This is a genomic window from Streptomyces venezuelae, assembly GCF_008642295.1.
Classification (GTDB): Bacteria; Actinomycetota; Actinomycetes; order Streptomycetales; family Streptomycetaceae; genus Streptomyces; species Streptomyces venezuelae_C.
Genome location: NZ_CP029190.1, coordinates 2,413,098 through 2,437,070, shown reverse-complemented (window position 1 = coordinate 2,437,070; position 23,973 = coordinate 2,413,098). Strand labels below are relative to the sequence as shown.

Sequence of the window (23,973 nt, the reverse complement as noted above, 5' to 3'; positions counted from 1 at the left end):
GTTCACTCCTCAGCTTCCCTTGTTGAAAGGGGATCCGCCTCATGTCCGGAACGAACCACACCACTTCGGTGATCGTCGCAGGGGCCCGCACGCCCATGGGACGGCTGCTGGGCTCGCTGAAGACCTTCTCCGGTGCCGAACTCGGCGGATTCGCCATCAAGGCCGCCCTGGACCGGGCCGGAATCGCCGGCGACCAGGTGCAGTACGTGATCATGGGTCAGGTGCTGCAGGCCGGCGCGGGCCAGATCCCGGCCCGCCAGGCCGCCGTCAGGGCCGGCATCCCGATGAACGTGCCGGCCCTGACCATCAACAAGGTCTGCCTCTCGGGCCTGGACGCCATCGCGCTGGCCGACCAGCTGATCCGCGCCGGCGAGTTCGACGTGGTCGTGGCCGGCGGCCAGGAGTCCATGACCAACGCCCCGCACCTGCTGCCGAAGTCCCGCGAGGGCTACAAGTACGGCGCGATCGAGATGCTCGACGCGATGGCGTACGACGGCCTGACCGACGCCTTCGAGAACATCGCGATGGGCGAGTCCACGGAGAAGCACAACGGCCGCCTCGGCATCGAGCGCGCGCCCCAGGACGAGTTCGCGGCGCTCTCGCACCAGCGGGCGGCAGCCGCGCAGAAGAACGGCGTCTTCGAGGCGGAGATCACCCCGGTCGAGATCCCGCAGCGCAAGGGCGACCCGGTGCTGTTCTCGGCGGACGAGGGCATCCGCGCGGAGACCACCGCCGAGTCCCTCGGCAAGCTGCGCCCGGCCTTCGCCAAGGACGGCACCATCACCGCCGGCACCTCCTCGCAGATCTCGGACGGCGCTGCCGCCGTCGTGGTCATGAGCAAGGCGAAGGCGGAGGAGCTGGGCCTGGAGTGGATCGCCGAGATCGGCGCCCACGGCAATGTGGCCGGCCCGGACAACTCCCTTCAGTCGCAGCCCTCCAACGCGATCGCGCACGCGCTGAAGAAGGAGGGCCTGGAGGTCGCCGACCTCGATCTGATCGAGATCAACGAGGCCTTCGCGGCGGTGGCCGTGCAGTCAATGAAGGACCTGGGCGTGACCCCGGAAAAGGTGAACGTCAACGGCGGCGCGATCGCCCTGGGCCACCCCATCGGCATGTCCGGCGCGCGGGTGGTCCTGCACCTGGCGCTGGAGCTGAAGCGGCGCGGCGGCGGGGTCGGTGCGGCTGCCCTGTGCGGTGGCGGCGGCCAGGGCGATGCGCTGATCGTGCGCGTGCCGAGGGCCTGACCGGCCTGACCGGTCTTCCGGGTCCGGGCCCGCGCCGATCGCGCGGGCCCGGACCCCGTACAGCCAGCCGTAGCGAACCGAGGAGCGCAGCACGCATGACCGTGGACGTCCCCCAGCTGGTGGCGCAGGCCCGCGAGGGCAGGCCCCGGGCGGTCGCCCGGCTCATCTCACTGGTCGAGGGGGCGTCCCCGCAGCTCCGCGAGGTGATGGCGGCGCTGGCCCCGCTGACCGGCGGGGCCTACGTGGTGGGCCTGACCGGCTCGCCGGGGGTCGGCAAGTCGACCTCGACCTCGGCGCTGGTGTCGGCGTACCGGCGGGCCGGGAAGCGGGTCGGGGTGCTGGCCGTGGACCCCTCGTCGCCGTTCTCGGGCGGCGCGCTGCTCGGCGACCGGGTCCGGATGTCCGACCACGCGTCGGACCCCGGGGTGTACATCCGCTCCATGGCCACCCGCGGGCACCTGGGCGGGCTGTCCTGGGCCGCACCGCAGGCGATCCGGGTGCTGGACGCGGCGGGCTGTGACGTGATCCTCGTGGAGACGGTCGGGGTCGGGCAGTCGGAGGTGGAGATCGCCGCCCAGGCGGACACCTGCGTGGTGCTGCTGGCACCGGGGATGGGCGACGGGATCCAGGCCGCGAAGGCGGGCATCCTGGAGATCGGCGACCTGTACGTGGTCAACAAGGCGGACCGGGACGGCGCGGACGCGACGGCGCGGGAGCTGAACCACATGCTGGGGCTCGGCGAGGCGCGGGGCCCGGGGGACTGGCGGCCTCCGATCATCAAGACGGTGGCCGCGCGGGGCGAGGGCATCGACGAGGTCGTGGAGGCCCTGGAGAAGCACCGGGCGTGGATGGACGAGCGCGGGGTGCTGGCGGAGCGGCGGGCGGCGCGGGCCGCGCGGGAGGTCGAGACGATCGCGATCACCGCGCTGCGGGAGCGGCTGGCCGATGTGCACGGGGACACCCACCTGCAGGAGCTGGCGGGGCGGGTCGCGGCGGGCGAGCTGGACCCGTACGCGGCTTCGGACGCGCTCCTCGCCACCCTGACGCGGTCGTAGCCCTACCGGGCCGCTGCGCGTGGTGGCTGGGCCCGTGGCTGGGCCGCGCCCCGGAGCTCGGAGGCGCGGCCCTGCGTGGTGGCCCTGCGTGATGGCCCGGGGTGGGTCAGGCGTTGGGGCGCTTCCCGTGGTTGGCGCCCTTCTTCTTGCGGGCCCGTCGCTTGTTGCCTCGCTTCGACATGACGCGTCACTCCCTACCATTTCGGGGCATTCCAGGGCGTCGCCAGTCTACGAAGAGGCCACGGAGCCCGCATCAGGGTGAGCCCCACTGACCCACCCAGGGGATTCGGATGCTCTTCGGCATGTCACACAATGTGAAGGCCCCGGGGATACGGATACGTTCCGTGACGCCCGTTCGCGTCATCCAATCCCCGAGGAGGGAATCATGACTGCTTCGCGCGTTCTCCCCCGCCGTCTGGCCGCGGTCGCCGCGACCGTTCTGGCCACTGCCGGCATCGGCCTCGCCGCACCCGCGGCACAGGCCGACGGAGCCCTCACCCAGCTCTCGATCACGGTCACCGAAGTCCTGGGAGGCAGGGTTTCGAACTACTACCTGACCTGCGATCCCGACGGGACCGCCGAGGCGGGCAGCCCCGGCGTGCATCCCGATCCGGTCGGCGCCTGCAACCGCCTGCGCGCCCTGCACGGGGACTTCGACGCCCTGAAGTTCCGCCCCGCCGCCTGTGCCAAGGAATTCGACCCGTACAAGGTCGCGATCATCGGCCACTGGCGGGACAAGCCCGTGAAGTTCATCGAGACCTACCCGAACCTCGACTGCCTGCGGGTGATCACCAACCCGGTCGTGCCGATCCCGAACGGGAACGGCGGCGGCGGTAACGGCGGCGGCACCAAGACCATGAAGTAGCCGCCGCGCCGGCGTGCCGGCGCGGCGAAAGCCGGCGGGACCGCACCCTCACGGGCGGGCCCGCCGGCTTTTTCCGTGCCCGCGGCTTTATCCGTGCCCGCTCAGACCTTGCCGCGCCGGTCCCGCAGGTGGTCCGCCACCGGGGTGAGGGACGCGTGCAGGGCCGCCAGCGCCTCCGGGCTCAGCAGGTCGATGAAGTGCGCGCGGACGGATGCCACGTGGTGCGGGGCGACCTTCCGCATGGTCTCCATGCCCTCGTCCGTCAGGACTGCGTACAGGCCCCGCCGGTCCGACTCGCAGTTCACCCGCCGGACCAGGCCGGCCGTCTCCATACGGGTGATCTGGTGGGAGAGCCGGCTCTTGGACTGGAGGGTCGCGGTGGCGAGATCGCTCATCCGCATCCGGTGGTCCTCCGACTCCGAGAGGTTCACCAGGATCTCGTAGTCGTTGTTGGTGAGTCCGAAGGGTTGGAGATCCTTTTCCAGCTGGTGCATCAGCAGCCTGCTGACGTCCAGGTGGGTGCGCCAGGCGCACTGCTCGGCATCGGTCAGCCAGCGGGTGGCCGTCTCGGTCTCCATGGTCTCCATGAATGAACTCTACCTAAGAAGTTGAATTACGTACAAAAATAGGACGATCGGAGCCGGAATCGGACGCCGGAGACTCAGAGGCCGAAGCGGCGCTGGAGGTCTCCCAGCTGGCCCGGCATCCGCGGGACGCCCATGGCGCCCTGCTGGCCGTGTCCGCCGTGTCCGCCGTGCTGGCCGGGCACGCCCGGCTCCGCGCCGACCGCCCCCACCGGCTGCGCGGCCATCAGCAGCTCCGTGGACTGCAGCAGGACCGTGCCGGCCCCCACGAACTCGAACTGGTGCTCTTCGCCGGAAGTTCCCCCGATTCCCGCGAGTTGCCGCAGACCGCCCATCACGCCCGTCATATAGCCGTGGTCGTAGTGGTGGCAGGGCGACGGGCAGTCCGCCCAGCCCACCAGCGCCTGCGGGTCCACCCGCAGCGGCGGCTCCATGAACACCACCGGGCCGTTGGAGGCCGCCACGAACTTCCCGGTGCCGATGAGGGTCAGGAAGCCGGGCACGATCGACTGCTTGAGCGCCAGCGAGGGCTGGTAGGCGAGCAGGTTGCCGGAGCGGATCGTCAGGTTGCCGTTGTCCAGGTCGTACGAGTTCACGTCGAAGGCCCGGTCGGCCAGCAGCATCTTGCCCTGGCCCTCCGCCACCACCCAGTCGGCGGCGTGCAGCGGCGAGTGGAAGCTGGTGCGCAGCAGCCGCTCGAAGCGGCCGTGGCCGATGCCGTTGAACTCGATGCGCCCGTAGTACGAGATCATCTTGCCCTTCTGCAGGAACCACTGGCTCCCCTTGAGCTCCACGCAGAAGGTGTAGGCGTTGACGTTGTCGTCGGACGGCAGGGTGTAGGGGTCGAAGACGGTCGGGCCGGCCGGGCCGCCCATCACGGGGCCGCCCATGGGAGGTCCAAAGGTCACAGTTTTTCCTCCGAGGCCTGAACGTACACCGCGCCCTGGCCGGACAGTTCGAGCTGGAAGGCCTCGCCGGACCCGCGGCCGACCATGTCCCGCCAGCCCAGCGCCGTGGACAGCTTGTTGCGGACGTCCCCGTGGTGGGCCACGTACGCCTGCGGGTCCACATGGACCGGGCGGTTGGGGACGATGGGGAGTTCGATCACTCCGCCGTGGGCCATCACGGCGACCGCGCCGTGGCCCTTGAGGGTGGTGGTGAACAGGCCCTGGCCGGTCACCTGGCCGCGGACCATGCCCATGACCCCGCCCTGGGAGCCCATGAACATGGTGCCCTGCTGGAGGGTCCCGTCGAAGGCCAGCAGCCGGTCCGCCTCCACATAGAGGGTTTCGCCGGTCAGGTTGATCACCTGGATGTGGTGGCCGCCGTGGCCGAACATCACGGTGCCGCTGCCCTCGACCGTCATCAGCGGGGTCTGCTCGTTGGCCACCCGGCGCCCGATCATGCCCATGACGCCGCCCTGGCCACCGGTGAGGTTCGGGGTGAAGGAGACATCGCCGCGGTACGCGAGCATCGCGCCGCGCTGGCTGTAGAGCCGCTGCCCCGGGATCACCTGGGCCTCGATCATCTTCGAGTTGATCTCGCGGAACGGCATCAGACGTCACCGCCGATGGTGTTGCGCTCGCTCGGCTGGACGTACACCAGGCCCTCGCCCTCGAAGCGGATCTGGAAGGCTTCGCCCGATCCCTCGCCGATCAGGGTGCGGAAGGTCACCCCGGACTGGAAGTGCTGCTGGAGGTTGCCGGTGTGCGCGATGTACGCCCCCGGGTCCACCGACAGCGGGTACTGGGCGCTGACGCGCAGCACCACCGCCGGGCCGTCGGACATGATCGCCGCCTGCCCGGTGCCCTCCACGGTGGTGGTGAAGAGACCGTTGCCGGTCGCCCCGCCGCGCAGGCCGGTGAAGCTGGTGCCGGTGCGCAGCCCGGCGTCGGTGCAGAGCAGGTTGCTGGACTCGACGTACAGCTTCTCGCCGTGCAGGTTGACGAGATTGATCTCGCTCGCCCGGTCGGCGAAGAAGCAGGTGCCGTGCCCCTGCACTTCCATCACGGTCATCTGTTCGCCGGTGAGCCGGCGGGTGACCATGCCCCGCAGACCTTCACCGCCGCCGGACATCTTTTTGAAGGCCATCTGGCCGTCGTACGCGACCATCGAGCCGTTTTTCGCTTTCACGGCGTCGCCGGTCAGGTCGACGGCGAGCACCTTGCTGCCTTGGAGTCGGAACTGAGCCACGGGGATGAAGGTATCGGCAGTGGGCGAACCCGAACAGAGCCACAGGCCGATATCGGCCGCGAACCGGCGCCCCGGGTCAAGATCACGTAAACCGGCTGAGACACTGGGACGGACCCCCGGCCACCTTCCGAAGGCTCACTGTGGACATCAAGACCGCTTCCGCCCTGCACCGGCTGCGCCTCGTCTCCGTTCCGGAGGCGCTGTCGTTCCCGGCCCTGCTGATCTTCGGCTCGCTGCTGAGCCGGGTCTCGGACATCGACTACCTGATGATGCCGCTGGGCATCCTGCACGGCATCCTCTTCGTCATCTACGCGATCTTCCTGCTGGACGTGTGGAACCGGGCGAAGTGGCCGGTGAAGAAGGTCGCCCTGTTCTTCGTGCTGGCCCTGGTGCCCTTCGGCGGGCTGTACGGGGACAAGCTGCTCAAGCGCGACGAGGCCGACAGCGTGATGGCGGCGCGGGCGCGCGAGGTGGCCGGCCAGGAAGGCGCGACGGCGTGATCGTCGCGTTCTCCGTGACCCCGCTCGGGGTCGGGGAAGAGGTCGGCGAGTACGTGGCGGACGCGGTCCGGGTGGTCCGCGAGTCCGGCCTCCCCCACCGCACCGACGCCATGTTCACCACCGTCGAAGGCGAGTGGGACGAGGTCATGGACGTCGTCCGGCGGGCCGTGGCGGCGGTGGAGGAGCGGGCACCGCGGGTCTCCTTCATCCTGAAGGCGGACATCCGGCCCGGCGTCACGGACGGCATCACCTCGAAGGTCGAGACGGTGGAACGCCACCTCGCCGACGGCTGAGCGCCGAGCGCCCGCCCCGGGCACTGTTCACGAGCAGCACAGCCCCTGTCCCTCCCGGGCCGGGGGTTTTTTGCGTTCCCGCACGTCGGGGACTGTTTGAGCGAGTGCTCAAAAATGTTCGGGCAAAGGGTTGAGCGGTCGCTCAACTCCGTCTAGGGTCCGGTTAGAGCGATCGCTCAAAAATTGGATGGGGCAAGGGGAGGCCATGGGGCTCTACGTCGAGACGGTCGTGCGGACCGGGCTGCCGGAGCTGTGGGAGCGCAGCCAGAACCCCACGCAGCACCAGCGCTGGGATCTGCGGTTCACCTCCATCGACTACCTGCCGCGCGCCGAAGGCGAACCGCAGCGCTTCCGGTACGCCACCCGGGTGCTGCCCTTCCTCGCCGTGGACGGCACCGGAGTCAGCTCCGGCGAGGCCCACCGGGCCGACGGCACCCGGGTCTCCGCCCTCCGGTTCGCCTCCGCGCACCCGCTCTCGCTGATCGCCTCCGGCAGCGGGTACTGGCGCTACGTCCCCGGCCCCGACGGCATCCGCTTCCTCACCGGCTACGACTACCGGCCGCGCTGGGGCCGCTTCGGCGCCCTCGCCGACCGGCTGGTCTTCCGGCCGCTGATGGGCTGGGCCACCGCCTGGTCCTTCGACCGGCTGCGGCTGTGGTGCGAACGCGGGACCAGCCCGGCCGCCGGGCTCGCCCGGGCCCTGGCCGAGACGGCCGTACGGCTGCTGGTCTGCGTCCTGGCCGCCGTACTGCTGCCGGCCGTGTTCGCCGTGCTGCCCGTGGCCGCCGCCCTGCTGCTGCCGCCGCTGCCCGGTACCCCCGCCGCCCGACGCTGCCTGCGCACCCCGCCCGGCCGGGCCGCCGCCCCCGCCCCCCGCCTGCTCGCCACCCTGGACCGGCCATGACCCATTCCTCTATTTTCCGGACCCAGATGGGCGCCGACTTCGACCGCCTCCACCCGCAGCTCCAGCGCCGCTTCTCGGTCGGCCTGGACAGCGGGGAAGGCTGCATCGGGCGGGGCAGCATGGACCGGATCTGGCACGGCCCCGGCTTTGTGAAGCCCTTCCTCCACCTCGGCGGGCTCCGCAACATCCTGGTTCCGAGGGAGGGACGGAACGTCCCCTTCGTCATCGAGAACATGCCGTACACCGACTCGTTCGGCCGCGAGACCGTCACCTTCGTCCGCACCTTCCGTCTGCCGGACGGGTCGCGCCGGTTCGATGCGACCATGGTCCACAGCGCGGAACGGAACTGCATTCTCGACTACCTCGGAACCCACCAGCACCTGGCCAGCGACCTCCACATGACCGCCGAGCCGGACGGCTCGCTGCTCATCCGCTCCGGCGAACACCGGTTCCGGGAAGGGCCGGTCGACGTCCGGGTGCCCGACTGGATCGGCGGCGACGCCGAGGTGCGGGAGTCCTACGACGAGCGCAGCGGTCGCTTCCGGATCCGCGTCCGGGTGGTGAACCGCCGCTTCGGCCCGCTCTTCGGGTACGAGGGCTCCTTCACCGCCGAATACGTCGACATCGCCGGGCACGCCGTCCGCAAGGACCTGCGCCCGGTCCGGGAGGAGGTGCGCGCGTGAGCGCGACGACCAAGGAGAAGCTGCTGGCCGGCGCGCTGCGCACGCTGGTGGAACAGGGCATCGCCAAGACCTCGGCGCGCAGCATCGCGGCCACCGCCGGGGTCAACCAGGGCCTGATCTTCTACCACTTCGGTTCGGTGGACGAACTGCTCTCCGCGGCCTGCCGGTTCGGTGCGGAGCAGCGGGTGTCCCGCCACCGTGAGCGGCTGGCCGGGGTGGGCTCGCTCGCCGAACTCCTGGACTTCGCCCGTGAGATGCACGAGGAGGAGCGGGCGGCCGGCCATGTCGCCATGCTGGGCCAGCTGCTGGCCGCGGGCCAGACCCAGCCGGCCCTGGCCGCGGCGACGGCCGGCGGTCTGGCGCTGTGGGTGGCGGAGCTGGAGGGCGTACTGACCCGGCTGCTGGCCGCGACCCCGCTGGGCGAGTTCGCCGACCCGGCCGGGCTGGCCCGGGCGATGGCGGCCTCGTTCGTCGGCATCGAGCTGTACGAAGGGGTGGATCCGGAGGGGGCGGACCGCGCGCTGGCTGCGCTGGAGCAGCTGGCGGACCTGGCCCAGGTGCTGGAGGGGCTGGGCCCCCTCGGCCAGCGGGCGGTCCGCCACGGCCTCCGCCGCGGCACCCGCCGCTGAGCCACCGGCCGGCCGCCGAACTGCCACGGGCGCCCGCACCGCCGGGGCCGTACCGCCGGGCCTGGCCGGCGCCCGCAAGGCCGGGCCGGGCCGGTCGCCCGTACCCGCGGGGCCGTACTGCCGGGCCGGGCCGGCCGTACCGGCGCCCATACCGCCGGGCGCCACTGCCGCCTGTACCGGCGGGGCCGTACCGCCGCGCCTGGCTGTCGCCGGTACCGCCTGGCTCTACTGCCGGGCCTGCTGTCCGTACCGGCGGGGCCGTACCGCCGGGCTTGGCCGGCGCCCGCAAGGCCGGGCCGGCCGCCCGTACCGGTCGTCTGAAAGGCCGGGCTGGTCGCCCGTACCGCCGGCCGGGCCGGCGGGGCCGTACCGCCTGGCGCTACTGACGGGCCCGGCGGGCCAGGCCCAGGGCGTAGTCCGGCCACCAGGTGCCGGCCGTCGGGCCGCCTCGGCAGGTGCCGTCCGAGGCGCCCGGCGGCTTGATCCACAGGTACGCGTCGACCAGCGGGTCGCCCGTCCGGTCGGTGGGCGGGGTGCCGAGCGACCGGCCGGGCGGATTGCACCGGGCCTGGTCCGGGTCGCCGGGCAGCGGGCCGTCCCCGTTGCGGCCGGTGTCCAGGACGAAGTGCCTCACGCCGGTCCGCTCGGCGAGCTCGGCGCCGTACGCACGGCCGACCGCATCGGACTGGAAGTCGGAGACATTGACGGCGAAGCCGTCGGCCCGGTCCAGCCCGGCGGCCCGCAGCGGCTCCACCAGCCGGGCCGGGTCCCGGACCCACGCCGGACTCCCGGCGTCCAGATAGACCTTGGTGTTGCGGTTGCGCTTGAGCCGGTCCACGGCCTCGGAGAGCAGCTGCAGCCGTTCCTCGCGGCGGGCGGCCGGGGTACAGCCCTCGAGGAGCTGGGGCAGGGCGCCCGGCTCCAGGACCACCAGCGCCCTGGCGTCGCCGACGGCCGCGGCGAAGGCGTCGATCCAGCGGCGGTAGGCGGGCCCGTCCTTGGCCCCGCGGGCCGATGCCCCGCCGGCTGACGCCCCGTCCGCCGAGGGCCGGCCGCAGTCCCGCCGGTGCGGGAGCTGGTACGCGGTGAGCACCAGCGTCCGCTTCGCCGCCTTGGCGCTGCGCGCCGCCCGCCGGAGCTCCGGTCCCGGATCGCCCGCCGGCCCCCACAGCGCCGTCGGCCGGTCCGCGATCCGCCGCAGGACCTGCGCATCGGCGGTGCGTCCGTGTGCCTCCCAGGCCTCGACCTGCCGGGCCGCCTCGCTCTGCGGGTCCACCCAGAACGGGGACTCCTCTCCGTCCTCCGGGAGGCCGGCGGCGCCCGCGGCCGGGGCGGGCGGAGCGGCCGGAGCGGTCCGGTCCGAGGTGCAGCCGGCGGCCAGGGCCAGGGCCGACGCCAGGGTGAGCGTCACGACGAGTGGGGCGAGGGGTCGGCGTCTGGGGCCTGGCATCCGGCTTCCTCCGGGCGGGCGAGGCGGGCTGGGCGGGCCCGAGGGCAGATGGCAGCGGGCTGGGACATCGTGACATGTCGGACGAATCACAGCAGGTCGCCACACCTGGGCTGAACCGGTGGTGAATTTGCATGCCGCCGTACTCCGCCTCATACCGCTGTATATCGTGGCGATGCCGACGGTTATAGTGGGCGGCGCGAAGGGGAGTAGCCCCGAGATACCGGTCATCGACACACTGGAGCCTCCGGGTTCCCGGTGGCCGGGCCCGCCTCCGGTTCGGATGCGGGTGGGCGAGACCTTCGGCCCATTTGTCGACGACGCATATCAGCGCGCCGGCGGGGCCGAAGCCGTCCGCCGCTCCCGCGCCGATCGTTCTTCGAGGCCCCCGCCGGTGCGGGAAGGCCGGACGATCCCGTGATCCATTTCGTACTGCTCATCGTGTGCGCGGTGGCGATCTACCTCTCCTGCGAGTGGTTCGTCAACGCGGTGGAGTGGCTGGGGGAGCGCCTCAGAGTCGGGAAGACGGCGGTCGCCACGATCCTGGCCGCCTTCGGTACCGCCCTGCCCGAGTCCGTGGTGACCCTGGTCGCCGTGACCACCGGTGCCACCGACGAGGCCAGGAACCTCGGCGTCGGCGCCGCCATGGGCGGCCCGCTCGCCCTGGCCACCGTTGCCTATGGCGTGACCGGCGCCATGCTGCTCCTCAAGCGCCGCAGGGACCGGGCCGCCGTCCTCGCCGGCGCAGGCGCCGGTGCAGGCGCCGGTTCCGGTTCCGGTTCCGGCGAGGACACCGGCCCGGGTGCGGACCTCGCGGGGCCCGGCGGTGCGGTCCTCGGCGATGCGAAGGACATACAGCGCCTGGCCAAGGACCAGGCGTGGTTCCTGCCGGTGTTCTTCCTGAAGATCGCGCTCGGCCTGGTCGCCTTCGCCTTCAAGCCCGCGCTCGGTCTGCTGTTCTTCGCGGCCTACGCGGTCTACTTCTGGCGGGAGATCCGCAGCAGCCGCGCCGACGACGCGGGCACGGACGACGAGGACGAGCCGTTGGAGCCGCTGAAGCTCCAGCCCTCGGCCGCCTCCCCGGCGACCTGGGCCGTGGTCGTCCAGACCCTGGCGGCCCTCGTGGTGATCTTCTTCGCCGCGCAGTTCTTCGTGAAGCAGCTCGATGTCATCGGCCCGATGCTCGGCCTGTCCGCGACGGTCACCGCGCTCCTGCTGGCCCCGATCGCCACCGAACTCCCAGAGATCATGAACGCGGTCATCTGGGTCCGGCAGGGCAAGACGGAGCTGGCCCTGGCCAATATCTCCGGCTCCATGATGATCCAGGCCACCGTCCCCAGCGGCATCGGCCTGCTCTTCACCGGCTGGCACTTCGACGGCGCCCTGCTGTGGTCCGGGGTCGTCACCCTCGCCGCGATCGCCCACCTCCTCCTGGGCATGCGCACCGGCAGACTCACGCCCGCCCGTCTCGCGGGCGCCGGACTGTTCTACGCGGTCTTCGCCGTCGGACTCGTCTTGATCATCAGCTGATGGGGACACCCTTAAAGTGCGGCCCATGAGACGACACATCGAGTTCGCGCACCTGCACAACTTCCGTGACATGGGCGGCTATCGGACCCGGGACGGGCGGGAGCTCCGCTGGGGGCGGCTGTACCGGTCCGACTCGCTGGGGAAGCTCGCCGGGGCCGCCGCGCAGGCGGACCTCGAACGGTTCCGGGAGCTGGGCATACGGACCGTGATCGACCTGCGCTACCCCTGGGAGATCGAGGCGAAGGGCCGGGTCCCGGAGCAGGACGGCCTGACGTACCGGAACCTGAGCATCGAGCACCGGCCGTACGACCAGGCCGAGATCGATCCGGAGCTGGACCCCTGGCGCTACCTCGCCGACCGGTTCGCCGAGGTCGCCGAGGACGGGGCGGAGGAGCTCCGCGAGGCGCTGGAGGCGCTGGCGGCCGACGACGGGCCGCAGGTGTTCCACTGCGCCTCCGGCAAGGACCGCACCGGTCTGCTGGCCGCACTCGTGCTCGCCCTGCTGGACGTCCCGGAGGACGTCATCGCCGCGGACTTCGCGCTCACCGAGCTGGCCACCGAACGCCTGGTCGCGGACTGGCACGCGGCCAACCCGGGCCGGACCCTGCGCTGGCCGGCCTACGGCCGGGCCCCGGAGCAGATCATCCGGCTCTTCCTGGCCGACCTGACGGAGCGCTACGGCTCGGTGCACGCGTACGCGACCGGGCGCCTGGGGATCGACGAGGCCCTCGTCACCCGCCTCCGGGACCGCCTGCTGACCCCCTGACCCGGCGGCCCGGGCCCCGCCGGGTCAGGGGCCGGGGCCCGTCCCGGTGAACGGCCCGGTGAACGGCCCGGTGAACGGCCCTGGGGAAGGCCCGGGGGAAGGCCCGGCCCCCGGCCCGGGGAATGAGACGGGCCTGTCCCCCAACTGACCGGCCGGTAAGGTCGGGTGCGTGTCCAAGCCGCTCAGCCTTCCCTTCGATCCCATCGCCCGCGCCGACGAGCTCTGGCAGCAGCGCTGGGGCCCGGTCCCCTCCATGGCCGCGATCACCTCGATCATGCGGGCGCACCAGATCCTGCTCGGCGAGGTCGACGCCGTGGTGAAGCCCTACGGGCTGACCTTCGCCCGCTACGAGGCCCTGGTCCTGCTCACCTTCTCCAAGGCCGGCGAACTGCCGATGTCGAAGATCGGCGAGCGGCTGATGGTCCACCCCACCTCGGTGACCAACACCGTCGACCGGCTGATGAAGTCCGGTCTGGTGGCCAAGCGGCCGAACCCGAACGACGGGCGCGGGACCCTGGCGTCGATCACCGACAAGGGCCGCGAGGTGGTGGAGGCGGCCACCCGGGACCTGATGGCCATGGACTTCGGGCTCGGCGCGTACGACGCCGAGGAGTGCGCGGAGATCTTCGCCATGCTCCGGCCGCTGCGGGTGGCCGCCGCGGACTTCGACGAGAAGTAGTCGCCGCAGCCGGAAGCGCCGGCCGGTGAGCTTCGTCACGGCCCCGCCGCCCGCGGCCCGGCCCGGCCCCGAGCGGGCCCGGCGGGCGGGGCGCTCCCGGGTCCGCCGCCGTTTTCCGGCCGGTTAGGCTCGTCCGCATGAAACGAAGCGTGCTGACCCGCTACCGCGTCATGGCCTACGTGACCGCGGTCATGCTCCTGATCCTCTGCGCCTGCATGGTGGCCAAGTACGGCTTCGACACCGGCGCCGACCTCACCTTCGCGGTCTCCCAGGCGCACGGTGTGCTCTTCATGGTCTACCTGGTCTTCGCCTTCGACCTCGGCTCCAAGGCCAAGTGGTCCTTCGGCAAGCTGCTCTGGATCCTGGTCAGCGGCACCATCCCGCTCGCCGCCTTCTTCGTCGAGCGCAAGGTCCGCGCCGAGGTCGAGCCGCTGGTCCTCGGCGGCCCGGCCGCCGCCCCCGCCAAGGCCTGAGGCTCGCGTCCCACTGGAGCGAGGCACCCCCGGAGCGACTCTCCGGGGGTTTGCCATCGACATTTACTAGGACGTCCTAGTAAATTCGAAGGTATGGACGCTGACGCCATCGAGGAGGGCCGCCGCCGCTGGCAGGCCCGTTACGACAAGGCCCGCAAGCGGGACGCGGACTTCACCACGCTCTCCGGTGATGCCGTCGAGCCCGTCTACGGCCCCCGCCCCGGAGACACGTACGAGGGCTTCGAGCGGATCGGGTGGCCGGGGGAGTACCCGTACACCCGCGGCCTGCACGCCACCGGCTACCGGGGCCGCACCTGGACCATCCGGCAGTTCGCCGGCTTCGGCAACGCCGAGCAGACCAACGAGCGCTACAAGATGATCCTGGCCGCCGGCGGCGGCGGGCTCTCCGTGGCCTTCGACATGCCCACCCTGATGGGCCGCGACTCCGACGACCCCCGTTCCCTCGGCGAGGTCGGGCACTGCGGGGTCGCCATCGACTCCGCCGCCGACATGGAGGTCCTGTTCAAGGACATCCCGCTCGGGGACGTCACCACCTCGATGACGATCTCGGGCCCGGCCGTGCCGGTCTTCTGCATGTACCTGGTGGCGGCCGAGCGGCAGGGCGTGGACCCCGCCGTCCTCAACGGCACCCTGCAGACGGACATCTTCAAGGAGTACATCGCCCAGAAGGAGTGGCTCTTCGAGCCCGAGCCGCACCTGCGGCTCATCGGCGACCTCATGGAGTACTGCGCCACCGGCATCCCCGCCTACAAGCCGCTCTCCGTCTCCGGCTACCACATCCGCGAGGCCGGGGCCACGGCCGCGCAGGAGCTCGCGTACACCCTCGCCGACGGCTTCGGCTATGTGGAGCTCGGCCTCTCCCGCGGGCTCGACGTCGATGTCTTCGCCCCCGGCCTGTCCTTCTTCTTCGACGCGCACCTCGACTTCTTCGAGGAGATCGCGAAGTTCCGCGCCGCCCGGAGGATCTGGGCCCGCTGGATGAAGGAGGTGTACGGCGCGAAGTCCGACAAGGCCATGTGGCTGCGCTTCCACACCCAGACCGCCGGGGTCTCGCTGACGGCCCAGCAGCCGTACAACAACGTGGTGCGCACGGCGGTGGAGGCCCTGTCGGCCATCCTCGGCGGCACCAACTCCCTGCACACCAACGCCCTGGACGAGACCCTCGCGCTGCCGAGCGAGCAGGCCGCGGAGATCGCGTTGCGCACCCAGCAGGTGCTGATGGAGGAGACCGGGGTGGCCAATGTGGCCGACCCGCTGGGCGGCTCCTGGTACGTCGAGCAGCTCACCGACCGGATCGAGGCCGACGCGGAGAAGATCTTCGAGCAGATCCGGGAGCGCGGGCTGCGCGCCCACCCGGACGGCCGGCACCCGATCGGCCCGATCACCTCGGGCATCCTGCGCGGTATCGAGGACGGCTGGTTCACCGGCGAGATCGCCGAATCGGCCTTCCAGTACCAGAGGTCGCTGGAGAAGGGCGACAAGCGGGTCGTCGGCGTCAACGTCCACCACGGCTCGGTCACCGGGGACCTGGAGATCCTCCGGGTCAGCCACGAGGTGGAGTGGGAGCAGGTCCGGGTCCTCGGCGAGCGCAAGGGGCGGCGGGACGAGGAGAAGGTGCGGGGCGCGCTGGAGGCGATGCTGGACGCGGCCCGGGACGGCTCGAACATGATCCCGGCGATGCTGGACGCGGTGCGGGCGGAGGCGACCCTGGGCGAAATCTGCAACGCCCTCCGGGACGAATGGGGCACCTACACAGAACCCCCGGGCTTCTAACCCGGCCCCAGCCGGGCCCGGCGCCCCAGCCCGGGCCCGGCCCTCGCGGGCCCGGCCCGGTACCCGGGTGCGGCGCCCTTGCGCGGGCCCGGCCCGGTACCCGGGTGCGGCGCCACCACGGAGCCTCCGCCCCGCGCTTCCGCGCCCTGCGCCTCGGTCCGGACCCGGCGCTGTCGCGCTTTGCGCGTTGGATGGCTGGGGTATGGCGCCCTGGCGCCTCCTGCGCTCCGGCCCGGTAGCCGGTTGCGGCGCCGCCAAGGGGCCTCCGCCCCGCGCCCCCGCGCCTCGGTCCGGCCTCGGTCCGGCCGCCCAGGGCTTCGCCCTGGCGCATCCGGCGTCGCCGGGCCTGGGCCGGCAGCCGCGCGGGGCGCCGCCTCGGTCCCGCGACGTCGGTCCGGCCCGGGGCCCCGGGGCGGGGGCCGGGGGTCACGTGCCGCGTAGGCCGTGCATCAGGAGGGTGGTGAACGTGGCCACCCACAACTCGTCCACCGGCTCCGAGCTGACCAGCGCGCGATGGACCACCGTGCCCGCGATCACGTCGAAGATCAGGTCCGTGGTCCGGCCGGCCAGGTCCTCGTCCTCCTCGTACGGGAGTTCGCCACGGGCCTGGGCCCGTTCCCGGCCCAGTACGACGAGACGTTTCTGCCGGTCCACGATCGCCGACCGGATCCGGTCCCGGAGCGCCTCGTCGCGGGTGGATTCCGCGACCACCGCCATCAGCGCCGTCCGCGCCTCCGGCCGCCGCAGCAGTTCCGCGAACCGCAGCACCACGTACTCGACGTCCGCCTCCAGGGAGCCCCGGTCCGGGAGTTCCAGTTCGTCGAAGAGCTCCGCGACCGCGTCCACGACCAGCTCGTTCTTCCCCGACCACCGCCGGTACAGAGTGGTCTTGGCGACCCCCGCCCGCGCCGCCACATCGCCCATCGACACCTTCGACCAGCCCAGCTCGCACAGCGCGTCCCGGGTCGCGGCGAGGATCGCGGCGTCCGCCGAGGCGCTGCGGGGGCGGCCGGTCCGGCCGGCGGCTCCGGAGGGGACATCAGGCGAGTGCATGGCGAGGACCATACCGGCCGGTAGCCAAACCGCCGTGAGCCGCGTCACTGTGGCAGCCATGTGGTTCAGATCACGGGGCGCGGGGCCGCCGTTGGAGTTACGCTACGGCTCGTAGCGTAAGAGTCCCGGATATGACCGATCCCGGCGGCACCGCGCGACAACCACACGGCGCCAGGTGGGGACCCGGCGCCACGGAACGTTCCGGACCGGCCTTTTCCGCCGGTTCGGCGGATCTTTTTCTTCAGCGCGCGCATACGGGGGAGGATGTACGCATGCAGCCCAGAAACATGTCCATGAGCGGCGTCGTCGACCTCGCCGCGGTGAAGGCGGCCGGTGAGGCCAAGGCGAAGGCGGAGCAGGCCCGGGCGGAAGCCGCCCGGCAGGGTGGCTCCGCGGCGGTGCCGCCGTCGGCGCTCGTCATCGATGTCGACGAGGCCGGTTTTGAACGCGATGTGATCCAGCGCTCCGCCGAGGTTCCGGTCGTCATCGACTTCTGGGCCGAGTGGTGCGAGCCTTGCAAGCAGCTCGGCCCGCTGCTGGAGCGGCTGGCCGTGGAGGCCAACGGCCGGTTCGTGCTCGCCAAGGTCGACGTCGACGCCAACCAGATGCTGATGCAGCAGTTCGGCATCCAGGGCATCCCGGCCGTCTTCGCCGTGGTCGCCGGCCAGGCGCTGCCGCTGTTCCAGGGCGCGGCCCCGGAAGCGCAGATCCGCGAGACCCTCGCGCAGCTGATCCAGGTCGCCGAAGAGCGCTTCGGGCTGACCGGGATCGCGGTGGACCCGGACGCCGAGGGCGCCGCCCCGGCGGAAGGGGTTGCCGCCGCCGCCCCGGCCGGGCCGTACGACGCCCTGCTGGAGGCGGCCATGGCCGCGCTGGACGCCGGTGACCTGGCCGGCGCCGTGCAGGCGTACAAGAACGTACTCGCCGACGACCCCGGTCACCCGGAGGCCAAGCTGGGCCTGGCGCAGGCCGAACTCCTCCGGCGGGTGCAGGGTATGAACCCGCAGGAGGTGCGGGCGGCGGCGGCCGAGAACCCCAAGGACCCGGCGGCGCAGATCGCGGCGGCCGACCTGGACCTGGTCGGCGGGCATGTCGAGGACGCCTTCGGGCGGCTGGTGGACACCGTGCGGGTGACCGCCGGTGAGGACCGCGACGCGGCCCGGCTCCGCCTGCTGGAACTGTTCGAGGTCATCGGCGGGGACGACCCGCGGGTGGGCGCCGCCCGCACCGCCCTGGCCCGAGTCCTCTTCTAGGCCGGATCCGGAGCGCTGGAACATCGCCGGAGCGCTTCGGCGATTTGTTGACACAAAGGCCAACAGCAGCCGTACTTTGCCAAAACTTGGCAATCGACACAGCTGTTACTCGCAGTAAATCGAACCCCTGGATCTGTCCGCTTGCGGATGGATTCAGGGGTTCTGTCGTGGCCCATGGTGACACCCTCTGTGGCCACTCGACGGCGCCGGGTCGCACCCCGGTTATCCACCCGTTACCCGCCAGTAACGAACCCCCTTGTGCCGCGGCACGGAATGGACCACGATCGGCCACGCTCGGTCCATCCCGCAGAGCCGCTTACCCGGAGCGCGGTGATGGGTCCCCACCGGGCGGGTCGATGGCAGTGACATCGGCCCAAGGACAGGGGGGTCTCTGCCACACCGGCAGGGCCTGTCCTCCAGGTTGCGCGGACGCGTGGCCCAGTGGTTGTCGCTCGGGGGTGATCGCCGGTGTACCTGACGCGGATCCGCGCCACGGACTCCTGCGCTCCTTCCCGAGGACGTAGCACTTCTCCCATCCCAGGACGGGCAGGGCCCCGACCGGAGATGTACGTCCGAGAAGGAGGAACAACATGAATTCCCAGGTTCGTGGCGGGACCAGATGGAAGCGCTTCGCGCTCGTCATGGTGCCGAGCATCGCGGCGACCGCCGCGGTGGGTGTGGGTCTCGCGCAGGGCGCCCTCGCGGCGTCCTTCAGCGTCTCCGGCCAGGACTTCAAGGTGCGCGCCGACGAGCTCGTCGGTGAGGACCTGATCCAGTACGGCGGTATCGCCGAGGGCCACGACCTCCACGGCAAGCCTCAGAAGCACCCGGTCACCATCTCCGGGTTCAAGAAGGCCACCATCACCAACATGTGCCAGTCGCTGGTCACTCCGGTGCCCGGTATCGGCAACATCACCCTGAAGCTCCAGACGGGCCACAAGGGCCGTCCGGCGGTCGCGGACAACATCTACCTGGATGTCGCCGAGCTCGACGCGGACGCGAAGTTCGAGCAGCTCGACATCGGCGTTGCGGTGGGCGACAAGTCGCACGCCACCAAGCCGCAGCCGGGCACCGTGTCCAGCCCGTTCGCGTTCTCGCAGCGCGCCAAGACGGCGACGCTGACGAACGTGCGGCAGAAGGCGTGGGCGACGACGGCGGGTACCTTCACCCTGCCCGACCTCAAGCTCCGTCTGCTCAGCGGCGACCAGCCGTGCTACCAGGACGAGAAGTAATCGTTCCCGGTGCTTGACCGGACGGGTGGGCGACGGCTGCGGCCGTGCCCGCCCGCCCGTCCGGGCTCCACCTAGTTCTCCGTACCACCGTTTCCAGGGAGCTGTTGTCCATGAACCCCCAGGCCCCGGTTAACGCCGCCACCAAGGACCACTGGCTCACCGTGGTGTACTACCGCTTCCACGGCTGGAGCGGCAAGCGGCCGTTCTGGGCCGGGCTGTTCACTCTGCTGGGCGGCGTCCCGATCGCGTACTTCCCGTACGCAGACGTCCGGCTGGGCAATATCACCATCGCGATGGCGACCACCGGCGGTGCCGGTGCCCTCATCATCGGCGTCCTGCTGATCACGCTGGGCCTGGCCCTCTGGTTCCAGCAGGGCATCCGGATCTTCGCCGGCGTGGCCACGCTCCTGCTGGGCCTGGTGTCGCTGCCGGTGTCCAACCTCGGCGGCTTCTTCATGGGCTTCCTCTGCGCACTGGTGGGCGGCTGCCTCGCCCTCTCCTGGGCGCCCGGGGTGCCCGCCGAGGAAGCGGACCGGGTGCCCGCCGTCGCCGGAGCCGGACCGCGCGAGACGGAAACGGACTACGCGACCGAGACGACTGCCCACGCCGATGGCGGGAGGAACAGTGCGGGGTGACGAGACGCAGCGGGCCGTGGCCCCAGACGCAGAGTCCCGTGAGAGGAAGGGCCCGCGGCACGCGGCGCCCAGGAAGTCGCTGCTGACGAAGCTCCAGATACCCGTCGGCAAGACCATGGCGCTGGCCGCGATGCCCACCGCGGTGTTCGTGGGCATGGGCATGGCGCCGAAGCTGGCCCTGGCCGACGAGAAGGACATCCCCTTCGCGCCCGGGCCCTGTGTGACCCGCTCCGACGAGCCGACGGACGAGGAGAGCAAGTCCGCCTCGAAGTCGCCCTCGCCGTCCGCGTCGAAGTCCCCCTCCAAGACGCCCTCGCCCGGTACGTCGCCCGGCGCGACCCCGCGGCCCGGCGCGTCGAAGAGCCCCTCGGTCAAGCCGTCCGCGTCCTCGTCGGCGGTCAAGCCGGCGGCGAAGGAGCCCGAGAAGCAGACGGAGAAGCAGACCGGCGGGGCCCCGGCCCCGGCTGCGACCCCGACCCCCACCAAGACCGTGAACCCGCTGGATCCGCTGGGTGTCGGCGACAAGATCAAGGGCTTCTTCGAGGGCCTGGACGGCAAGCCGGCCGCCCCCGCGCCCCAGACGCCGGCCGCCCCTGCCCCCTCCGCGCCCTCCTCGAAGTCCACCCCGGACCCGAGGGAGCAGGAGATCCGGGACGCGGCCAAGAAGGCCGGCGTGCCGGTGTCCGAACTGTCCCAGGAGGTCAAGGACACCGCGACCACCCCGAAGGACGAGACGGGCAAGAAGCCGTCGGCCGACGGCAAGACGGCTGACGACAAGGCCGAGGACGCCGACGACAAGGACGCCGACAAGGAGAAGGACAAAGACAAGGCCGAGGCGACGAAGGACCCGGACGGCAAGGAGCCGTTCCCGTGTCCGACCCGCGACGCCGAAGCCTTGGCCAATGCCGAACTGGAGTCCGGAATCCCGCTCCTGCCGGACGAGCCCTGGTACCTGGACAGCTCCCTGCTGACCCTCTACGGCCTGGACTACCACGGGATCGTCGAGGTGAAGACGGCGAGCGGCAAGACCAAGAAGGTCCTGAAGTTCACCGCGGACTCGCTCGACATCAAGGACCTGTACCAGACGGTCGGGAAGTCCGGGAACGTCGCCCACCTGAAGTCCCGGCCCGGCTCCACCTCGAAGATCCGGGGCGGCACGGTGACCATGTACACCGAGTCGCTGAAGGGCAACCTGTTCGGGATCATCCCGATCGAGTTCAGCCCGGAGAGCCCGCCCCCGCTGAATGTCCCGTTCGCCTTCTTCTCCAAGGTGAAGGTCGTCCAGGCCGGCCAGTTCGGCGGCACCCTGACGGTCCCGGGTCTGAAGAACTACATCGGCCCGGCGGAATAGCGGAACAAGAGCCGCCGACGCCGGAGGGCGGCACCCCCGATCCGGTCGGGGGTGCCGCCCTCGTCGTTGTCCGGCGGCGTCAGTCGCGGTCGGCGCCGCCCAGGTGATGGACGCGGACCATGTTGGTCGTGCCGGGGACGCCGGGGGGCGAACCGGCCGTGATGACCATGATGTCGCCCGGGTTGTGGCGCTTGAGCTTGAGCAGCTCGGCGTCCACCAGGTCGACCATGGCGTCGGTGTTGTCCACGTGCGGGACGATGTACGACTCGACGCCCCAGCTCAGCGTGAGCTGGTTGCGGGTGTTCACGTCCGTGGTGAAGGCCAGGATCGGCTGGACCACGCGGTAGCGGGACAGCCGGCGGGCGGTGTCGCCGGACTGGGTGAAGGCGACCAGCGCCTTGCCGTCCAGGAAGTCCGCGATCTCGCAGGCGGCGCGGGCCACCGAGCCGCCCTGGGTGCGCGGCTTCTTGCCCGGGACCAGCGGCTGCAGGCCCTTGGAGAGCAGCTCCTGCTCGGCCGCCGCGACGATCTTCGACATCGTCTTGACGGTCTCGATCGGGTACTGGCCGACCGAGGACTCGGCGGACAGCATGACCGCGTCCGCGCCGTCCAGGATGGCGTTGGCCACGTCGGAGGCCTCGGCGCGGGTCGGCCGGGAGTTGGTGATCATCGACTCCATCATCTGGGTCGCGACGATCACCGGCTTGGCGTTGCGGCGGCACATCTCGATGAGCCGCTTCTGGACCATCGGAACCTTCTCGAGCGGGTACTCGACGGCCAGGTCGCCACGGGCCACCATGACCGCGTCGAAGGCGGCGACCACGGCCTCCATGTTCTCGACCGCCTGCGGCTTCTCCACCTTGGCGATGACGGGGACCCGGCGGCCCTCCTCGTCCATGACCTTGTGGACGTCCTTGACGTCGTTGGCGTCCCGGACGAAGGACAGGGCCACCATGTCGCAGCCCATCCGCAGGGCGAAGCGGAGGTCTTCCTTGTCCTTCTCCGACAGGGCCGGCACGTTGACGGCGGCACCGGGCAGGTTGATGCCCTTGTGGTCCGAGATGACACCGCCCTCGATGACGATGGTCTTGACCCGGGGGCCCTCGACCGCGGTCACCTGGAGCTCGACGTTGCCGTCGTTGATCAGGACCTGGTCGCCCTTGGACACGTCCCCGGGCAGGCCCTTGTAGGTGGTGCCGCAGATGGACTTGTCGCCCGGCACGTCCTCGATGGTGATGGTGAACTCGTCACCGCGCACCAGCTCGACCGGGCCCTCGGCGAAGGTCTCGAGACGGATCTTGGGTCCCTGGAGGTCGGCGAGGACGCCGACCGCGCGCCCGGTGTCCTCGGAGGCCTTCCGGACGCGGTCGTACCGCTCCTGGTGTTCTGCCTGGGATCCGTGGCTGAAGTTGAATCGGGCCACGTTCATGCCTGCCTCGATGAGCGCTTTCAGCTGCTCATACGAGTCGACGGCGGGGCCCAGCGTGCAGACGATTTTGGAACGGCGCATGGAGCGATCCTATCCGTTTGTTTCGTAGCGGAATATTCCGTCTGGTGGAAAGTCCAAGTGACTACTGGGTAACAAGGGAGTAGCTCTGCTCGGCGATCTCCAGCTCCTCGTCGGTCGGGACGACGGCCACCGCCACCCGGGAGTACTCGGCCGAAACCAGCCGCGGCTCGGGGGAGCGGACCGCGTTGGCCTCGGAGTCGAGCGCCAGGCCCAGCTCTGCCAGACCGTCCACCGCAGCTTCCCGCACGGGGGCCGAGTTCTCGCCGACCCCGGCCGTGAAGACCACCGCGTCCACCCGGCCGAGCACCGCCACGTACGCACCGATGTACTTCTTCAGCCGGTGGACGTACGCCGCGAAGGCGGTCCGCGCCGCCTCGTCGCCCTCGCCGGCCCGCCGCAGCACCTCCCGCATGTCGTTGTCCCCGCAGAGGCCGAGCAGCCCGCTCTTCTTGTTCAGCAGCGCGTCGATCTCGTCGATCGAGAGCCCGCCCACCCGGGCCAGGTGGAAGATCACCGCCGGGTCGAGGTCCCCCGAGCGGGTTCCCATGACCAGGCCCTCCAGCGGGGTCAGTCCCATCGAGGTGTCCACGCAGACCCCACCCCGGACCGCCGAGGCCGACGCACCGTTGCCCAGGTGTAGCACGATCACGTTGACCTCTTCCGGGGCCTTGCCGAGCAGGGCGGCGGTGGCCCGGGAGACATAGGCGTGCGAGGTGCCGTGGAAGCCGTACCGGCGGATGGAGTACGCGTCCGCGGTGGCGGTGTCGATCGCGTACCGGGCGGCGTATTCCGGCATGGTCGCGTGGAAGGCGGTGTCGAAGACCGCGACCTGCGGCAGGTCCGGGCGCAGCGCCCGGGCCACCTCGATACCGGTCACATTGGCCGGGTTGTGCAGCGGCGCCAGCGGAATCAGGCTGCGGATCTCGGCCAGCACCTCCTCGTCGATCACGGTCGGCGCGGTGAACCGGGTCCCGCCGTGCACCACCCGGTGGCCGACGGCGGCCAGCTCCGGGGAGTCCAGGCCCAGCCCGTCGGCGGCCAGCTCGGCCGCCACCGCCTCCAGCGCGGCCTTGTGGTCGGCGATCGGGGCGACCTGCTCGCGCTTGCCGGGGTTCGGCCCGGTCAGCGGCTCGTGCACCAGCCGGGAGGTCTCCTCTCCGATGCGCTCCACCAGCCCGACGGCCAGCCGGGACCGGTCCGTCATGTCCAGCAGCTGGTACTTGACGGAGGAGGAGCCGGAGTTGAGGACGAGGATGCGCGATGCGGTCACGGTGGCGGTGTTTCCTTCGGGGGCTTCGTG

At 71.3% G+C, this 23,973-nt stretch carries 26 protein-coding genes; 17 read left to right on the top strand and 9 right to left on the bottom strand.

The features are described from left to right. Positions 1 to 41 precede the first annotated feature (41 nt). Positions 42 to 1,244, top strand: a complete 1,203-nt coding sequence (locus DEJ50_RS10550) for an acetyl-CoA C-acetyltransferase (RefSeq protein ID WP_150207301.1) — start codon at positions 42 to 44, stop codon at positions 1,242 to 1,244. Between the two features lie 95 nt (positions 1,245 to 1,339). Continuing rightward, positions 1,340 to 2,299, top strand: coding sequence for a methylmalonyl Co-A mutase-associated GTPase MeaB (meaB, locus tag DEJ50_RS10545; protein WP_150207300.1), 960 nt, complete (start codon positions 1,340 to 1,342; stop codon positions 2,297 to 2,299). 106 nt (positions 2,300 to 2,405) lie between these two features. Here meaB and DEJ50_RS35585 read toward each other — a convergent pair whose 3' ends face one another. Further along, positions 2,406 to 2,480, bottom strand: a complete 75-nt coding sequence (locus DEJ50_RS35585; RefSeq protein WP_373297613.1) for a 50S ribosomal protein bL37 — start codon at positions 2,478 to 2,480, stop codon at positions 2,406 to 2,408. Positions 2,481 to 2,684: 204 nt separating this feature from the next. Here DEJ50_RS35585 and DEJ50_RS10540 point away from each other — a divergent pair, with 204 nt between their 5' ends. Beyond that, the gene (locus DEJ50_RS10540; RefSeq protein WP_150207299.1) at positions 2,685 to 3,164 is read left to right on the top strand and encodes an SSI family serine proteinase inhibitor; all 480 of its coding nucleotides are present in this window, start codon (positions 2,685 to 2,687) and stop codon (positions 3,162 to 3,164) included. A gap of 101 nt (positions 3,165 to 3,265) precedes the next feature. On the opposite strand, the gene DEJ50_RS10535 is transcribed toward DEJ50_RS10540, so the two are convergent. The 4 genes from DEJ50_RS10535 to DEJ50_RS10520 form a co-directional block, all read right to left on the bottom strand. Then, entirely contained in the window at positions 3,266 to 3,742 is a 477-nt protein-coding gene (locus DEJ50_RS10535; protein ID WP_150212045.1) for a MarR family winged helix-turn-helix transcriptional regulator, read from the bottom strand. An 83-nt stretch (positions 3,743 to 3,825) separates the two neighbouring features. Beyond that, positions 3,826 to 4,623, bottom strand: a complete 798-nt coding sequence (locus DEJ50_RS10530; protein ID WP_190344929.1) for an AIM24 family protein — start codon at positions 4,621 to 4,623, stop codon at positions 3,826 to 3,828. A gap of 29 nt (positions 4,624 to 4,652) precedes the next feature. Further along, positions 4,653 to 5,303: an AIM24 family protein gene (locus DEJ50_RS10525; protein ID WP_150207298.1), complete on the bottom strand. Its 651-nt coding sequence runs from the start codon at positions 5,301 to 5,303 to the stop codon at positions 4,653 to 4,655. Then, positions 5,303 to 5,941 carry an AIM24 family protein gene (locus DEJ50_RS10520; protein ID WP_150207297.1) on the bottom strand — a complete coding sequence of 213 codons (639 nt, stop codon included), beginning with the start codon at positions 5,939 to 5,941 and terminating at the stop codon, positions 5,303 to 5,305. The genes DEJ50_RS10525 and DEJ50_RS10520 overlap by 1 nt, the downstream gene beginning before the upstream one ends. Before the next feature lie 140 nt (positions 5,942 to 6,081). Here DEJ50_RS10520 and DEJ50_RS10515 point away from each other — a divergent pair, with 140 nt between their 5' ends. The 5 genes from DEJ50_RS10515 (at position 6,082) to DEJ50_RS10495 (ending at position 8,950) form a co-directional block, all read left to right on the top strand. Then, positions 6,082 to 6,441 (top strand): DUF3817 domain-containing protein, encoded by a 360-nt coding sequence (locus DEJ50_RS10515; RefSeq protein WP_150207296.1) that lies wholly within the window; start codon positions 6,082 to 6,084, stop codon positions 6,439 to 6,441. After that, positions 6,438 to 6,734 carry an MTH1187 family thiamine-binding protein gene (locus DEJ50_RS10510; RefSeq protein WP_150207295.1) on the top strand — a complete coding sequence of 99 codons (297 nt, stop codon included), beginning with the start codon at positions 6,438 to 6,440 and terminating at the stop codon, positions 6,732 to 6,734. The genes DEJ50_RS10515 and DEJ50_RS10510 overlap by 4 nt, the downstream gene beginning before the upstream one ends. 205 nt (positions 6,735 to 6,939) lie before the next feature. Further along, complete coding sequence (locus tag DEJ50_RS10505; RefSeq protein WP_150207294.1) at positions 6,940 to 7,638, top strand: hypothetical protein; 699 nt, start codon at positions 6,940 to 6,942, stop codon at positions 7,636 to 7,638. Next, positions 7,635 to 8,321, top strand: coding sequence for a DUF4166 domain-containing protein (locus DEJ50_RS10500; RefSeq protein WP_150207293.1), 687 nt, complete (start codon positions 7,635 to 7,637; stop codon positions 8,319 to 8,321). The genes DEJ50_RS10505 and DEJ50_RS10500 overlap by 4 nt, the downstream gene beginning before the upstream one ends. Then, positions 8,318 to 8,950 carry a TetR/AcrR family transcriptional regulator gene (locus tag DEJ50_RS10495; protein WP_150207292.1) on the top strand — a complete coding sequence of 211 codons (633 nt, stop codon included), beginning with the start codon at positions 8,318 to 8,320 and terminating at the stop codon, positions 8,948 to 8,950. Before DEJ50_RS10500 ends, DEJ50_RS10495 begins: the two co-directional genes overlap by 4 nt. 379 nt (positions 8,951 to 9,329) lie before the next feature. Here the strand turns inward: DEJ50_RS10495 and DEJ50_RS10490 are convergent, their stop codons facing one another. Next, entirely contained in the window at positions 9,330 to 10,400 is a 1,071-nt protein-coding gene (locus DEJ50_RS10490; protein WP_150207291.1) for a glycoside hydrolase family 6 protein, read from the bottom strand. A 414-nt stretch (positions 10,401 to 10,814) separates the two neighbouring features. Here DEJ50_RS10490 and DEJ50_RS10485 point away from each other — a divergent pair, with 414 nt between their 5' ends. The 5 genes from DEJ50_RS10485 to DEJ50_RS10465 all read left to right on the top strand — a co-directional run bounded on the left by DEJ50_RS10485 (position 10,815) and on the right by DEJ50_RS10465 (position 15,639). Continuing rightward, complete coding sequence (locus DEJ50_RS10485) at positions 10,815 to 11,927, top strand: sodium:calcium antiporter (RefSeq protein WP_150207290.1); 1,113 nt, start codon at positions 10,815 to 10,817, stop codon at positions 11,925 to 11,927. A gap of 25 nt (positions 11,928 to 11,952) precedes the next feature. After that, positions 11,953 to 12,693 (top strand): tyrosine-protein phosphatase, encoded by a 741-nt coding sequence (locus tag DEJ50_RS10480; protein ID WP_150207289.1) that lies wholly within the window; start codon positions 11,953 to 11,955, stop codon positions 12,691 to 12,693. A gap of 169 nt (positions 12,694 to 12,862) precedes the next feature. Further along, a complete protein-coding gene (locus DEJ50_RS10475; protein ID WP_150207288.1) occupies positions 12,863 to 13,372 on the top strand; it encodes a MarR family winged helix-turn-helix transcriptional regulator in 510 nt (169 codons plus the stop codon). 137 nt (positions 13,373 to 13,509) lie between these two features. After that, the gene (locus DEJ50_RS10470) at positions 13,510 to 13,845 is read left to right on the top strand and encodes a DUF3817 domain-containing protein (RefSeq protein WP_150207287.1); all 336 of its coding nucleotides are present in this window, start codon (positions 13,510 to 13,512) and stop codon (positions 13,843 to 13,845) included. Between the two features lie 93 nt (positions 13,846 to 13,938). Then, positions 13,939 to 15,639: a methylmalonyl-CoA mutase gene (locus tag DEJ50_RS10465; protein ID WP_150207286.1), complete on the top strand. Its 1,701-nt coding sequence runs from the start codon at positions 13,939 to 13,941 to the stop codon at positions 15,637 to 15,639. Between the two features lie 426 nt (positions 15,640 to 16,065). Here DEJ50_RS10465 and DEJ50_RS10460 read toward each other — a convergent pair whose 3' ends face one another. Next, entirely contained in the window at positions 16,066 to 16,692 is a 627-nt protein-coding gene (locus DEJ50_RS10460) for a TetR/AcrR family transcriptional regulator (protein WP_150207285.1), read from the bottom strand. A 272-nt stretch (positions 16,693 to 16,964) separates the two neighbouring features. Between DEJ50_RS10460 and DEJ50_RS10455 the strand changes: the two genes are divergently transcribed. From DEJ50_RS10455 to DEJ50_RS10440, 4 genes are all read left to right on the top strand, one after another. After that, entirely contained in the window at positions 16,965 to 17,945 is a 981-nt protein-coding gene (locus DEJ50_RS10455; protein WP_150207284.1) for a tetratricopeptide repeat protein, read from the top strand. A gap of 590 nt (positions 17,946 to 18,535) precedes the next feature. Continuing rightward, positions 18,536 to 19,177 (top strand): DUF6230 family protein, encoded by a 642-nt coding sequence (locus tag DEJ50_RS10450; protein WP_150207283.1) that lies wholly within the window; start codon positions 18,536 to 18,538, stop codon positions 19,175 to 19,177. A gap of 110 nt (positions 19,178 to 19,287) precedes the next feature. Next, on the top strand, positions 19,288 to 19,812 hold the full coding sequence (locus tag DEJ50_RS10445; protein WP_150207282.1) for a DUF6114 domain-containing protein: 525 nt from the start codon (positions 19,288 to 19,290) through the stop codon (positions 19,810 to 19,812). Continuing rightward, positions 19,802 to 21,163 carry a hypothetical protein gene (locus DEJ50_RS10440; protein ID WP_150207281.1) on the top strand — a complete coding sequence of 454 codons (1,362 nt, stop codon included), beginning with the start codon at positions 19,802 to 19,804 and terminating at the stop codon, positions 21,161 to 21,163. Before DEJ50_RS10445 ends, DEJ50_RS10440 begins: the two co-directional genes overlap by 11 nt. Positions 21,164 to 21,242: 79 nt before the next feature. Here DEJ50_RS10440 and pyk read toward each other — a convergent pair whose 3' ends face one another. Continuing rightward, positions 21,243 to 22,673, bottom strand: coding sequence for a pyruvate kinase (gene pyk / locus DEJ50_RS10435; RefSeq protein WP_150207280.1), 1,431 nt, complete (start codon positions 22,671 to 22,673; stop codon positions 21,243 to 21,245). A 61-nt stretch (positions 22,674 to 22,734) separates the two neighbouring features. Then, on the bottom strand, positions 22,735 to 23,943 hold the full coding sequence (locus DEJ50_RS10430; RefSeq protein WP_223837693.1) for an acetate kinase: 1,209 nt from the start codon (positions 23,941 to 23,943) through the stop codon (positions 22,735 to 22,737). Positions 23,944 to 23,973: the final 30 nt, after the last annotated feature.